10 protein-coding genes are annotated in these 14,132 nt (G+C 59.2%); 5 read left to right on the top strand and 5 right to left on the bottom strand.

Annotated features, from left to right (window positions below; translation table 11 throughout):
* Positions 1–15 precede the first annotated feature (15 nt).
* Entirely contained in the window at positions 16–1,203 is a 1,188-nt protein-coding gene (locus ACR0NM_RS00965) for an acetylornithine transaminase (RefSeq protein ID WP_480612807.1), read from the bottom strand.
* Positions 1,204–1,497: 294 nt separating this feature from the next.
* Between ACR0NM_RS00965 and ACR0NM_RS00960 the strand changes: the two genes are divergently transcribed.
* Positions 1,498–2,388: a DMT family transporter gene (locus ACR0NM_RS00960; protein WP_480612805.1), complete on the top strand. Its 891-nt coding sequence runs from the start codon at positions 1,498–1,500 to the stop codon at positions 2,386–2,388.
* Here the strand turns inward: ACR0NM_RS00960 and ACR0NM_RS00955 are convergent.
* A complete protein-coding gene (locus ACR0NM_RS00955) occupies positions 2,370–3,173 on the bottom strand; it encodes an ABC transporter permease (protein WP_170511463.1) in 804 nt (267 codons plus the stop codon). The genes ACR0NM_RS00960 and ACR0NM_RS00955 overlap by 19 nt on opposite strands.
* Positions 3,174–3,299: 126 nt before the next feature.
* On the opposite strand from ACR0NM_RS00955, the gene ACR0NM_RS00950 reads away from it, so the two are divergent.
* A complete protein-coding gene (locus tag ACR0NM_RS00950; protein ID WP_480612803.1) occupies positions 3,300–3,869 on the top strand; it encodes a GcrA family cell cycle regulator in 570 nt (189 codons plus the stop codon).
* Positions 3,870–3,922: 53 nt separating this feature from the next.
* Here the strand turns inward: ACR0NM_RS00950 and ACR0NM_RS00945 are convergent, their stop codons facing one another.
* From ACR0NM_RS00945 to ACR0NM_RS00935, 3 genes are all read right to left on the bottom strand, one after another.
* Entirely contained in the window at positions 3,923–5,014 is a 1,092-nt protein-coding gene (locus tag ACR0NM_RS00945) for a Hint domain-containing protein (protein ID WP_480612801.1), read from the bottom strand.
* A 110-nt stretch (positions 5,015–5,124) separates the two neighbouring features.
* Positions 5,125–6,201, bottom strand: a complete 1,077-nt coding sequence (locus ACR0NM_RS00940) for a DUF2235 domain-containing protein (protein ID WP_480570826.1) — start codon at positions 6,199–6,201, stop codon at positions 5,125–5,127.
* Positions 6,179–8,470, bottom strand: a complete 2,292-nt coding sequence (locus tag ACR0NM_RS00935) for a xanthine dehydrogenase family protein molybdopterin-binding subunit (protein WP_480612799.1) — start codon at positions 8,468–8,470, stop codon at positions 6,179–6,181. The genes ACR0NM_RS00940 and ACR0NM_RS00935 overlap by 23 nt, the downstream gene beginning before the upstream one ends.
* 177 nt (positions 8,471–8,647) lie before the next feature.
* On the opposite strand from ACR0NM_RS00935, the gene ACR0NM_RS00930 reads away from it, so the two are divergent.
* The 3 genes from ACR0NM_RS00930 (at position 8,648) to ACR0NM_RS00920 (ending at position 14,109) form a co-directional block, all read left to right on the top strand.
* Complete coding sequence (locus ACR0NM_RS00930; RefSeq protein ID WP_480612797.1) at positions 8,648–9,547, top strand: phytanoyl-CoA dioxygenase family protein; 900 nt, start codon at positions 8,648–8,650, stop codon at positions 9,545–9,547.
* A gap of 93 nt (positions 9,548–9,640) precedes the next feature.
* A complete protein-coding gene (locus tag ACR0NM_RS00925; RefSeq protein ID WP_480612795.1) occupies positions 9,641–12,802 on the top strand; it encodes a valine--tRNA ligase in 3,162 nt (1,053 codons plus the stop codon).
* A 146-nt stretch (positions 12,803–12,948) separates the two neighbouring features.
* Complete coding sequence (locus tag ACR0NM_RS00920; RefSeq protein ID WP_480612793.1) at positions 12,949–14,109, top strand: benzoate/H(+) symporter BenE family transporter; 1,161 nt, start codon at positions 12,949–12,951, stop codon at positions 14,107–14,109.
* Positions 14,110–14,132: the final 23 nt, after the last annotated feature.

Genomic DNA, 14,132 nt, shown 5'->3' with positions numbered 1-14,132 from the left:
TTTAATCAGGCGAGTTCAGGCCGAAGCCATTGCGTTTTCGACTTGTGCCGCAGTTTTCTCGAGGCGGATCAGGGCTTGTGCGATGTCATCCTCGGTGAGGGTCAGCGGCGGCAGCAGCCGGATCACGTTATCAGCAGCAGGGACGGTGATGACCTCGTTGTCATAACCTGCATTGACCACGTCGATATTGGCGGGTTTGCATTTCAGGCCTAGCATCAGGCCTGAGCCGCGCACCTCCTCGAATACTTCGGGGTGGTCCGCGATCAGGCCTTCGAGCTTCTGACGCAGCAGGCCCGCCTTGCGATTCACCCCTTCGAGAAAGGCCGGAGTGGCGACCTGATCGATCACCGCGCAGCCTACAGCGCAGCCCAAGGGGTTGCCGCCATAGGTCGAGCCGTGGGTGCCTGCCGTCATGCCGCTGGCGGCCTCTTCGGTGGCCAGAACCGCACCCAGAGGAAAACCGCCGCCGATGCCTTTGGCGACCATCATGATATCCGGCGTGATGCCGGCCCATTCATGTGCAAAGAGTTTGCCGGTCCGTCCAACGCCGCATTGGACTTCATCGAGGATCAGCAAAAGGCCGTTATCATCGCAAATCTGGCGCAAGGCTTTCAGCTCTGCATCCGGAATGGGGCGGATGCCGCCTTCGCCCTGAACCGGTTCGATCAGGATGGCTGCCGTGGTGTCGGTGATGGCGTTGGTGACACCGTCGAGGTCTCCGAATGTCAGATGCACAAAGCCGGGAAGCAGCGGTCCAAAGCCTTTGGTCATCTTCTCGGACCCGGCGGCGGCGATACCCGCCGATGACCGGCCATGGAATGAGCCGTCGAAGGTGATGATCTCGACCTTCTCGGGCTGACCTTTGTCATAAAAATACTTGCGGGCCATTTTGACGGCCAATTCGCAGGATTCGGTGCCCGAATTGGTGAAGAACACCGTATCGGCAAAGGTGTGTTCCACCAGCTTGTCCGCCAGTGCCTGCTGTTGCGGGATGTTATAGAGGTTTGAAACATGCCACAGCGCATGCGCCTGTTCCGTCAGGGCCGCCACCAGCGCCGGATGCGCATGACCCAGCGCGTTTACCGCTATGCCCGCGCCCAGATCCAGAAAACGTCGGCCATCCGCCTCGGTCAGCCAGGCGCCTTCGCCCTTCACGAATGTCAGGGGCGCGCGGTTATAGGTCGGCAGAACGGACGGGATCATCGGATCATCCTTTTCGAATAGCTTGAGCCCTGTGAGTGATACACTGGGGCCATGGTCGTCAACTGATTTGGTGGGGTTTGCGCGGATTTGGACAGCGCAAATGGATCAAACGGGCCGATTATGCGGTCAGGCGTCGGCGTCGGAGGCGCAGGGTATGTGCGGTATTGATCATGTGAAGCCATATAGCGGGGCGCACCGGGTCTGAAAACCCCGTTTTTGCGATCGGGGCAAAAATCATTCTGAGACCGGGATTTACCGCTTGTCATTTACCCGACGCTGGCGCACGGCTGAACCATGACACCGATACGTCAGAATCCTGCCCTTGCGGCCCTGCTGATCCTTGCGGCCAGCGCCCTTCTCGCAGGGACCACATTGCTGGCGAAAGCACTGGGGACGGATGTGCTTGGCCCTGCCCTGCATCCTATGCAGATCAGCCATGGGCGGTTTCTATTTGCCTTTCTGGTAATCGTGACAGCCGTCGGCATCATGCGCCCCCGCCTGAGCCGCCCGCATTGGGGTCTGCATATCGGACGGACAAGCTTCGGCTGGCTGGGGATCACGCTGATGTTTGCATCCGTTGCTTTCATACCGATTGGGGATGCGACGGCTATCTCGTTCCTGAACCCGGTCTTTGCCATGATGTTGGCGATCCCGCTGCTGAAAGAAGGTGTCGGCCCGTGGCGCTGGTTGGCCGCCATCGTGGCCTTGATCGGTGCCTTGGTTCTGTTGCGTCCAACGCCCGCTAGCTTTCAACCCGCTGCATTACTGGCCCTGACCGCAGCAGTGATAATTGGGATGGAACTGATCTTTATCAAAAAGCTCTCGGGCCGAGAAATACCGATCCAGATTCTGCTGATCAACAATGCGATGGGTCTGACCATTGCGACAGTCGCGGTAAGTTTCGTTTTCCAGATGCCGACGCCTCAGCAATGGGCGGCGCTGGCCTCGATTGGTGTGCTAATGGCCTGTGCGCAGGCTTGTTTCGTCAACGGAATGGCGCGGGCGGATGCCTCTTTTGTGGCTCCGATCAGCTACGCTACGCTGATCTTCGCTGCCTTCTACGATTTCGCGGTATTCAAGGTGATACCGGATGGGATCAGCCTGATCGGCTCGGCCATCATCCTGACCGGAGGTCTGATTCTGGTCTGGCGCGAGGCGATACACCGTCAGGCCTTGAGCCGGTAGCCGGTGCGCAACATCTGCCAGGTCAATCCTCCAACCAACAACGTCGCGCTGGCGCAGATCGCCATGCCCAACCAAGGAGAGCTGTCGGACACGCCGATCATCCCATAGCGCAACCCGTCTATCAGATAGAAGACCGGGTTCGCATGGCTTAGCCGATTGAGCACTGGCGGTAGCGCCTGCACAGAATAGAAAGTGCCGGACAAGAAAGCCAAAGGCGTGACGATGAAATTGGTGATCGCCGCCATCTGGTCGAACTTGTTGGCAAAAATCCCGGCAAAAAGCCCAAGCGCGCCCATGAACGCGCCGCCTAAAACCACGAATATCAGTGCGATCATCGGGTTCTGCGGCACGATGCCCAGAACCAACGCCAGAGCGATTGCGACAACAAGGGCGATCAGGATACCGCGGGCGATGCCTCCGGCCAGATAACCCAACAGGATTTCCAGCGGCGATAGCGGCGGCATCAGCGTATCGACGATATTGCCCTGAACCTTGGCGATCACCATCGATGACGATGTATTGGCAAAGGCGTTCTGAATCACGGTCATCATCATGATGCCCGGTGCCAGAAAGGTCAGAAACGGCACCCCCATCACATCCGGTCGGCTGGGACCAATAGCAATGTTGAAGATCAGCAGGAACAGGCCTGCCGTCACCAGCGGTGCCAGCAGGGTCTGCGTCCACACGGCCAGAAAGCGCAGGGTTTCGCGCTGCGCCAGTGTATAGAGACCCATCCAATTCACCGCGCCAAAGCGGCGTGCGTCGTGATCCATGAGATTATGCATGCTCTGCCCCATACCTGATTCGAAGACCGCTTGTAACTCGGGCCGCAGTGTTTAGAATAGGGCGCTGAGATGATTTCCCAAGGCGGCCCGAATCCGGGGCCGCTTTCCGCTTTTGAAAGGCAAATGATGTCCTGGACTGACGAGCGTGTAGAGCTGCTGAAAAAGATGTGGGGCGAGGGCCAGTCGGCCAGCCAGATCGCCAAGGAACTGGGCGGCGTGACCCGCAATGCGGTGATCGGCAAGGTGCACCGTCTGGGTCTGTCGAATCGCGCCACCGGTGCAAGCCCGGCAAAGGCCGAGCCTAAGGAAAAACCGGCCCCCGCGCCCAAGGCCGAGGCCAAACCGAAACCGATACCCAAGACTGAACCGGCCCGTCCGGTGCCAGCCCCCGAGGCCAAACCGGTCACCCCGGCCCGTCGCCAGATCATACCCGCCGGCCAGCCGCTGCCTCCGCAGCCATCGGCCAACGAAATCAGCCCCGAGGCGCTGGCCAAAGTCAACGAGATCGAGAAGAAGGCCAAAAAGCTGACGCTGATGGAACTGACCGAGAAAACCTGCAAATGGCCCGTCGGCGACCCCGCGACCGAGGATTTCTGGTTCTGCGGCCTGCCGGTCGAGGCAGGCAAACCCTATTGCGAGGCACATGTGGGCGTGGCGTTCCAGCCGATGAGCTCGCGCAGAGATCGTCGGCGGTAATTCTTAGACATGACAGCGGGTGTTGGCCTTGGTTGGCCAACGCCCTATCAACATTAGTCTGCAGAACGGGTGCTTTCCGTATAGTCGGATAGCAATGATCGGGCGTGTTGAGCGTGGCGCGACACCAGCTGTTTCTGACGCGCGTTGTCCGGCACCAGATAACTGGTATCCGAGAGGCCCCCGGTCGAAATGCCCGAAAACAATACAGTAAGTTCCTCGACCATTGCAGGAGGGAGTGAATTCAACGCTTCCTGTCCTATCAGCAAGCTTTCGGTCGGGGCACCCTCGGCGATAATCACTTCGTGCGTCGCCAGGACCAGATGGAAATACGTGATGCTGTCTACGGTTTCATCGACATAAATCCCCGGCAGATCGGTCAGCCTTATCGCGGCGACCAGAACCTCAGAACGACCGAACATGCGTTTCACAATCGCCGAGGACACCAGCATGCGATGCTGACGCGAGACAAGCAGATCACGTCGGGGCAGGCCTTGTCCAAGTGCGCCCGCGCAAATTCGCACTGGATAAAGTTTCGGATTGCGGCGCAACTCGCGCGCAGTGAATGAACGGCGCAAGATCTGCAGCAAAGGCTGGTTGCCACCCCGCGCCAGCAAAAGCAGTTGGCCAGGCTTCAGATCTTCTACCGGCACCGCACCCAAATTAGTGGATACGAGTGTGCCCGCAGTCAGGCAGGGGATGCTGCCCGGGGTGGGATCGGTATTGACTGTATATGTACCGCCATTGTCGGTCGAAATCAGGGAATCGCCAGCGCCGGCCTGCCCGATGACTGTCGATTGCATACCGTTGGCCGGGCCAGTGTTCGCAGTGATCGGGCCGGGACTTGGAGGATCGCTGAAAGAATTAAACTGATAAACCGTTGTCCCTTCGGAAAGCGAGATACCATTGGTTTTACCCAATCCGTTAAATGTCCCGGAACTTGTCGTGTCGATGACATAGATATCGCGACCGGCAACTGTTGTCGGCGTGATACCGGCCAGAGTATTGGTGGTTCGGATCGAGCCATTGCTCAAATAGATCGTCACGACCAACCCCGAGACATCCGTACCAGCGTCAACCGCGACCTCGATAAAATCCAGGGTCGGGCCACCTAAGTATTTGAGCTCAGAAAAGTATGGATCTGGCATAAATCACATGTCTTTCGATGATACTAAGACGTACACCCGGCACTGACGGGACAGAAATGCTGTGGCTGCTGTTGATACATCTTTCGTAGGAAGGCAAGCTGTTGCTTCTGTCACTGCGCCGGATGCGAAGGCAGATTTGGCATCGGCACCCATCGGGGCAATTCCTCGGGCGAAACCGAGACATGCAGCTTCTCTGACCGGTCACGCCCTACTTTGCGATGCTTGCGCAGCAGGAAAATCTTACCCCAGCCACGCCAGGTGCCCACGGATTGCGCATGCGGATCGCTAGGGAAACGGTCGCGCCAGCCCTCGGGCAATGGCAGGCCGTGCAGCTCGGCCTTGTCCAGCATCCAGATCAGGGAGATGTTGCTGAGGGGGCGGGCCTCTTCGAACCCGTTCAGCTGGCCGCCAACATCGCCGTGGGTGCCGCGGAACCAAACCTGCTCGATATGGCCTTTGAAGTCAGGCGTGCATTTCCACAGCACCGGCTCGAACACTTCGCGGGTCTCGTCCAGCGCCATGGCGTGATAGCCGTGGCGGGTGGCCGGGCCAAGCTGGTGGTTGTGGAAGGCATGGCGTTCCTCGGCCCAGCGCCAGAGCAGCGGAAGGCGCAGGCCCAGCGCCTTGACCGTGTCCCAGACGCCGACCATCTCGATGGCGACATCCTCGTGACAGAACTCCCGACGAAAGACCGCCGCCGCTTCGCCATTGGCGTTACATTCATAGTGTCGATAGGCCTGTTTGATATTGCGGACAGTGGCGTGTTCGGCCTTGAGCAACCCGATAGCATCGATCACGCCCGCAAGGCTGCGGACCCCGTATGCGCCGCGTGAATAGCCGATGAAAAAGATCTTATCACCGGGTTTGTAACGCGAAGCCAAATAACCATAGGCCCGACGAATCTGACGGTTGATACCCCGCCCCATCATCACGTCCATAGTCGACTTCCAGCTTTCCCACTGCACGCCGGATTCGTAGAAAACCGAAACCTGGCTGCCCATCTCGCAGCACAGGCGCAGGGTCTGGCCCGCGTGGGTTTCCCGCCCTGCTTCCAGCGTCGACATGGTGCCGTCAAGAATGATGACATGGCTGACAGGTTCGCGGTGGCGCGTTTCGGCCGAGTGCTCGGACCGCAGAGGCCGTCCGAGCCATCCCAGTACCTTTCTACTCAGCCGCGACAGAACCATGCGTCAACAATTCCCAAACTTTGTGAGGTGTGAAAGGCATATCCGCCTGCCGCACCCCGTGATCCCAGAGCGCATCCTGTACCGCGTTCGCCACTGCGGCCAGTGCGCCCACGGTGCCTGCCTCGCCACAGCCTTTCATCCCCATCGGGTTGGCGGTTGACGGAACCGGCGCCGAGGTAAACTCTATCATGGGTATCTCAGCAGCGCGGGGCAAGGCGTAGTCCATGAACGAAGCCGTGAGCAGTTGCCCCTCGGCATCATGAACAACATACTCGGTCAGTGCTTGACCGATACCCTGCACTACCCCGCCATGCACCTGCCCCTCGGCCAGCATCGGGTTGATAAGATTGCCGAAATCATCCACCACCGTGTAGCGGTCGACCCATGTTTCACCAGTGAAAGAATCGATAACGACTTCGGCAACATGTGCGCCGTTCGGATAGCTGCGTGCATCTAGCGTGGCGCGGGCTTCGTGCTGCAACAGATCGGTGCGCCCGTCTGCGCGCGCCATCTCGGCCGCCTCGGTCAGCGTGGGGGTCAGGTTGGACCCCGGCGCGCGGAAGGTTTCATGGTCGAAGGTCACATCGCTTTCCTCGACCCCCATCTTATCCGCAAGATAGGGCGTGAATGCGGCGATCATCGTATCAACTGTGACCAGTGTCGCGTTGCTTTGGGTCGTGACCGAGCGTGAACCGCCAGTCCCGCCGCCCTGCGCCAGCCTGTCTGTGTCGCCTTGCACAACATTGATCAGGTGTGAAGGAATCCCTGTCTGGTCCGATAGGAACTGGGCATAGACGGTCTCATGCCCTTGCCCATTGGACTGAGTACCGACATAGAGGTTCACCGTTCCGTCCTCGCAAAACTCGATCTTCGCGCCTTCGGAAGGGTCTCCCAAAATACTTTCGATATAGTAACAAAGCCCCTGCCCCCGGATCAGGCCGTTTTCCGCATCCGCCGCCTTGCGGGCCTCGAAGCCCGTAGTCTGTTCGGCGGCGCGGCTGAGGACCATGTTGAACTCACCCACATCATAGGTTTCGCCGGTTGCGGTCTTATAGGGGAAGGCTTCGGGTCGGATGAAATTCTTGCGCCGCAACTCCCACGGATCAATCCCCAACTCACGCGCAGCACGGTCCATGACGCGTTCCAGCACATAGATCGCCTCGGGTCGCCCGGCACCGCGATAGGCGTCGACCTGCGTGGTGTTGGTGAAGAATCCTTCGACCCGCAAGTAGGTGGTCTGAACATCGTAGACACCCATCAAAACCTTACTGAACAGGCTGGTCTGGATCGCCTGCGCGAAATGGCTGTTATAGGCACCAAGGTTGATCTTGCTGTGAACCCGATAGGCGGTGATCTTGTGATCGGCATCAAAGGCAAGTTCCGCCAGCGACGTCAGGTCACGGCCGTGGTGATCTGACAACATCGCTTCGGACCGGTCCGACATCCAGTGCACGGGCTGGTCCAGTTTCATGGCAGCAACAGCAACGGTGAAATATTCGGGATAAGGCATCGCCTTCATACCAAATCCGCCGCCGACTTCTGGCGTAGTAACACGGATCGCCTCGGGGTCCAGTTTCAGCTTTTGTGCCAGTTGCGCTTTCATCCCCCAGACACCCTGCCCGCCATATGAGAAATGCATACGGCCACCCGACCAATCGGCCTGACAGCCACGCGGTTCGATCGAGCTCACGATGACCCGGTTGTCATGCACGTTCAGCGCGACGGTGCGCGCCGCTGCATGAAAGGCGGCATTGGTCGCCTTCTCATCACCCAAGCCCCAGTCAAAGGCGCGGTTGTCGGGGGCTTGTGGATGCAAAGGTTCGCCACCCGCAGCGACATCCATCTTGACCGGCAGGTCTTCGGTTTCCATCCAGATCAATTCGACTGCATCGCGGGCCTGTAACAACGAGTCGGCAATGACGACCGCAACGGGTTCTCCGACGAAACGCACGCGGTCCTTGGCCAACATGTTCCGCTCGGACGCAGCGCCTTGACTGCCGTCGCGGTTGGCGACTGTAGTCGCGTTCATCACCGTATCGATCCCGGCAGCAGTCAGATCTTCCAGCGTCATGACCAAGCGCACCCCATCCGCTGTACGTGCATCTTCAAGGTCCAGCGACGTGATCCTGGCATGCGCCACCGGGCTGCGAAAGAATGCTGCGAACAGCGCATTCTCGGGCACAGAATCGTCCATGTATTGCCCCTGCCCGGTCAGAAACCGCTGGTCCTCGGTCCGTTTGATGGGCTGGCTTTTGCCGAATTTTTCCATGGGATGATCCTCTGGCTGCCTGAATGCGCGACCCTAGCGTGAAGCAGGACCTTGTCCAGTGGCTGAGAAAATTAACCCCGCACGGTCTGAAAGCGACATTCATGTCTGGAAACAGCGTTGCGCGCCGATCTGGGCCGCGCCTAGGCTGAATCTAAATTCAGTCGAGTGGAGGTTTCCATGCCCAAAGAAATCAAGCTGACGAATGGCCGATTGGACAGCCAAAGTGCCGAGGCCTATTGGGATTATGGGTTTATATTTCCAATCCCCGTGTTCTCTGCCGCAGAAGCCGCCGGGTACCGTGCCGAGTTGGAAGATGTCGAGGCCAGCTGGCGCGAGGCTGACCTGCCGCTACCCTTGAACATGTACAAACGCATCAACGCGCATGTGGTGATGCCATTTGCCACTCGCATCGCGTTGGACCCGCGCGTTTTGGACGTTGTCGAAGGTGTTTTGGGCCCAGACCTGCTGTTGTGGTCGGCTGAGCTGTTCATCAAGGAACCGCGCACGACGCAAGTGGTGGGCATGCATCAGGACCTGACATATTGGGGTATGGGTGAAACCTCGGACCAGTTGACCGCCTGGATCGCCCTATCCCCTGCGACGGTTGAGAGTGGCTGCATGGATTTCGTGAAGGCCAGCCACAAGAACCCGATCCTGCCGCATAATGATACGTTTTCCGACAACAACCTGCTGTCGCGCGGGCAAGAGGTGGCAGTCGATGTCGCAGAGGAAGACAAAACCCATATCGAGTTGCAGCCCGGCCAGATGTCGCTGCACCATGGGCTGACCATTCACGGGTCAGGGCCGAACGTATCTGATGATCGTCGAATTGGCCTGGCTATCCGTTATCTCAACCCCAATGCGCAGCAAAAAGTGGCGGATCGCGACTATGCCATTCTGGCGCGGGGCGAGGACCGGGTGGGGAATTTCATCCATATCCCTGAGCCGACCGAGCTGTTTGCTCCTGAGGCGCTGGACCTGCACGCGCGCATCCGCAGCGATCAGGCCAAGGCGATGGGGCAAGGGGCCAGCGAAAAGCTGGATCTTTATGCGCCCGCCCCATCAAATCCCGGCTGATCATTGCAGGACCGCCGCGCAGGGCCTTCCCCTTCCTGCGTCCATTCGCTATTGCAGGCGCTGACCCGATATTGTTGACGCAGGACGCATCCCATGGCGATGGAAAAGACATTCAACGCGGCCGAGGCCGAGGCCCGCATCTATCAGGCCTGGGAAGCGGCCGGAGCCTTCAAGGCAGGCGCGAACAAATCGCGCGACGAGAGTTTTACCATCATGATCCCGCCACCGAACGTGACGGGTGCGCTGCATGTGGGCCACGCGTTCAACAACACGCTGCAGGATGTTCTGACCCGCTGGCACCGGATGCGCGGGTTCGACACGCTATGGCAGCCCGGTCAGGACCACGCTGGTATCGCCACGCAGATGCAGGTGGAAAAGATGTTGGCCAACACCCAGCAGCCGGGTCGTCGTGAGCTGGGACGTGAGGCGTTTCTGGACAAGGTCTGGGAATGGAAGGGAGAATACGGCGGCACGATCATCGAGCAGCTCAAGCGCCTGGGCTCGTCCTGCGATTGGTCGCGCAACGCCTTCACCATGGCGGGTGCGCCGCGTGACCCGCGCACCGGGCACGAAAATTCTGCGAATTTTCACGACGCGGTGATCAAGGTCTTTGTCGACATGTACGAAAAGGGTCTGATCTATCGCGGCAAGCGGCTGGTCAACTGGGACCCACATTTTGAAACCGCGATCTCGGACCTCGAAGTCGAGAATATCGAAGTTGCGGGCCATATGTGGCACTTCAAGTATCCGCTGGCGGGCGGTGAGACCTATACCTACGTCGAGAAAGATGAGGACGGGAATATCGTGCTGGAGGAAGAGCGCGACTATATCTCGATCGCCACGACTCGCCCCGAAACCATGCTCGGCGACGGCGCAGTTGCGGTTCACCCATCGGATGAGCGCTATGCGCCCATCGTCGGAAAACTTTGCGAAATCCCGGTTGGCCCGAAAGAGCATCGCCGTCAGATCCCGATCATCACCGATGATTACCCTGATCCAGATTTCGGCTCGGGCGCGGTGAAAATCACCGGTGCACATGACTTCAACGACAATATGGTCGCCAAGCGCGGCGGCATTCCAATGTATCGCCTGATGGACACCAAAGGCGCAATGCGCGCCGATGGTGCGCCTTATGCCGAAGAGGCGGACAAGGCGCAGGAATACGCGCGCGGGCGTGAGTTCACCGAGAACGAGATCGACGCGATCAACCTGATCCCTGATCATCTGCGCGGTCTCGACCGGTTCGAGGCACGTGCGAAGGTCGTCGAGGAGATCACTGCAGACGGTCTGGCTGTCATGACTCGCGCCGATGACCCACGTCTGGGTTCGACCGCTTTAAAGCCGGAACACGAAGGCGCGGACAAGCTGGTGCCGCTGTTCGAAAGCAAACCGATCATGCAGCCCTTCGGCGACCGCTCGAAAGTCGTCATCGAGCCGATGTTCACCGACCAATGGTTCGTCGACGCCGCCAAGGTCGTCGGCCCTGCGCTGGACGCGGTCAAGGACGGCACTGTCAAGATCATCCCCGAGTCGGGCGAGAAGACCTATTACCACTGGCTGGAAAACATCGAGCCGTGGTGCATCTCGCGCCAGCTATGGTGGGGGCATCAGATACCGGTTTGGTATGGCCTCGATCTCTCGGCTGAGAATTTCAAGGACGACGAAAACGACGGCGACCTTGATTTGGTCGAATTGGGTCGTTTGCTGAACGAAGGCGGCATGCTGCATCGTGGCAATGTCATGGAATGCGCGGCAAGCCTTGAGGCCGTTACAGAGAAATTCCTCGACGACAATGCCAATATACCCAGCCCGCTGAGCCACGCGACGGTCATCGAAGTTGCCGATAAGCAGGAAGCGATCCATCAGTTCGCCGAAAGCCTTGCTCAATACGCAGTCGAACAAGACCCGACCAAGCTGGTCTACCCGGTCTGGCGCGACCCCGACGTGCTCGACACATGGTTCTCTTCCGGCCTCTGGCCTATCGGCACGCTGGGCTGGCCCGAAAAGACCGAAGAGTTAGAGCGCTATTTCCCAACCGATGTGTTGATCACCGGCTTTGACATCCTGTTCTTCTGGGTCGCGCGGATGATGATGATGCAACTGGCGGTGGTGAACGAAATCCCGTTCCACACCGTGTATCTGCACCAGCTCGTCCGCGACGAGAAGGGCAAGAAGATGTCCAAAACCACCGGCAACGTGATCGACCCGTTGGAGATCGTGGACGAATTCGGTGCTGACGCGCTGCGCTTTACCAATGCCTCGATGGCGGCTATTGGCGGGGTACTGAAACTTTCGCGCGAGCGCATCACAGGTTACCGTAACTTCGGCACCAAACTGTGGAACGCCGTCCGCTTTGCCGAGATGAATGAGGTCTTCACCGACGCTGTCCCGCAACTGGACGTGGCTGACCTGAAACCCAAAGCCGCCGTGAACCGCTGGATCATCGGTGAAACCGCCCGTGTGCGGGAAGAGGTCGACGCGGCGCTGGAAAGCTATCGTTTCAACGACGCGGCCAACGGGCTTTATGCCTTTGTCTGGGGCAAGGTCTGCGACTGGTACGTGGAACTCTCTAAACCCTTGCTGCAAGGCGACGACACCGAGGCACAGGCCGAGACCCGCGCCACCATGCGCTGGGTTCTGGATCAGTGCATGGTTCTGCTGCACCCGATCATGCCTTTCATCACCGAAGAGCTGTGGGGCCTGACCGGTAAGCGTGCCAAAATGGTTGTACACGCAGATTGGCCGACCTATGCGGCTGCCGACCTGATCGACGCGGATGCGGATCGAGAAATGAACTGGGTGATCTCGGTGATCGAAAACACCCGCTCGGCCCGCGCACAGATGCGGGTTCCTGCTGGCCTCTACGTGCCGATGCTGGTGACTGAGATTGACGCGCACGGCCAAGCGGCATGGGACCGCAACGAAGCGCTGATCAAACGTCTGGCGCGGATCGACAGCCTGACCAAGGCGGATGAACTGCCCAAGGGCACGATCTCGATTGCCGCCCCCGGTGCCTCCTTTGGCCTGCCACTGGCGGACATCATCGACATTGGTGCGGAAAAGGAACGGCTGGAAAAAGCCAAAGGCAAGTTGGCCAAGGAACTCGGCGGTCTGCGCGGACGCCTGAACAACCCGAAATTCGTGGCATCGGCCCCGGAAGAGGTTGTTGCGGAAGCCAAAGCTAACCTTGCCGCCCGCGAAGAAGAAGAAGCCAAGCTAAACGAAGCTCTCGCCCGTTTGGCTGAAATCGCCTGATCTTTTTCCTGCTGCTGATATATTGAAATCGAACCTCACCACCCAACCGGCGGTGAGGTTTTTCTTTACCCTCAGAGCTTTGCCCTTGTTCACGCCACGCCCCGCTTGTTAGCACTTCGGCGACACAACCTAGCGAGGCACTGACGATGCGATCTTTCCCTCCGATGCAGACAGTCTCAACCGGGTTGGTTGTGGCCATTGTCGGGTTCTTCAGCTCGTTTCCCATCGTGCTGCAGGGGTTGGGCGCGATGGGAGCTTCATCGCAGGAAGCCGCCTCGGGTCTGATGAGTGCAGCGATTGCCATGGGGCTTGCAGCCATCGTCCTCAGCCTGCGGTACAAAATGCCGATCAGCGTTGCGTGGTCGACCCCGGGGGCCGCTCTGTTAGCCGTCTCGGCCACCCCGGTCGAGGGATTTTCAGGCGCGATTGGTGCGTTCCTGTGCGCCGGAGCATTAACGGTTCTGGCAGGGCTGTGGAAGCCGCTGGGACGATTGGCAGCAGCAATTCCCACAACACTGGCGCAAGCAATGCTGGCAGGTGTGCTCTTGCCACTATGCCTTGTGCCCTTCCAGGCGGCGGTCGAGATTCCATGGCAGGCGTTGCCGGTGATCCTGACGTGGTTTGTCGCGGGCCGTTTCAATCGGTTGATCGCGGTTCCGGCAGCTGTGGTCGCGGCGGCTATCATTGTGTCGCTGAACGCAGGAGATGCCCAATTGATGCCGGATCGTTTGATCGCGGCTCCGATCTGGACCATGCCATCATTCTCGGTCGCGTCGGCCATCGGGATCGGCGTACCGCTGTTTATCGTCACGATGGCGACACAGAATATCCCCGGCGTCGCGGTGATGCGCAGCTTTGGCTTTGATCCTGTTCCCGGCCGGTTGTTTTCATCCGTCGGTGGCGCAAGCATGCTTTCGGGCCCATTCGGGGCGCCTGCAACCTGCCTGGCCGCGATCACCGCCGCGATGTGTTCCAACGAGGAAAGCCACCCCGATCCGGCGCAGCGTTATTGGTCGGCAATCATGGGTGGCGTGTTCTACTGCCTCTTCGGTATCTTTGCCGTGGCGATCACCAGTTTTGCCGCCCATGCCGACCCGCTGCTTATGGGCACTCTGGCAGGTGTGGCCCTGATCGGGGTCCTGGCCAATGCCATGCATGCCGCACTGGACGTCCCTGTCGAGCGCGAAGCGGCTATTTTGACACTGGCCATCACAGCCTCTGGAATAACGGTTTTTGGGTTGGGCGCGGCAGTCTGGGGGCTGTTGGCTGGGGGTATCGCATATCTGGCAACAAACCGAGTGCGCTGAGCCCTTTCATCAGAACCCCTCAG

The sequence above is a fragment of the Ruegeria sp. AF2 genome (assembly GCF_056542025.1).
Note: the sequence above shows the minus strand (reverse complement) of the source record. Positions and strands in the feature narration are given on the sequence as shown.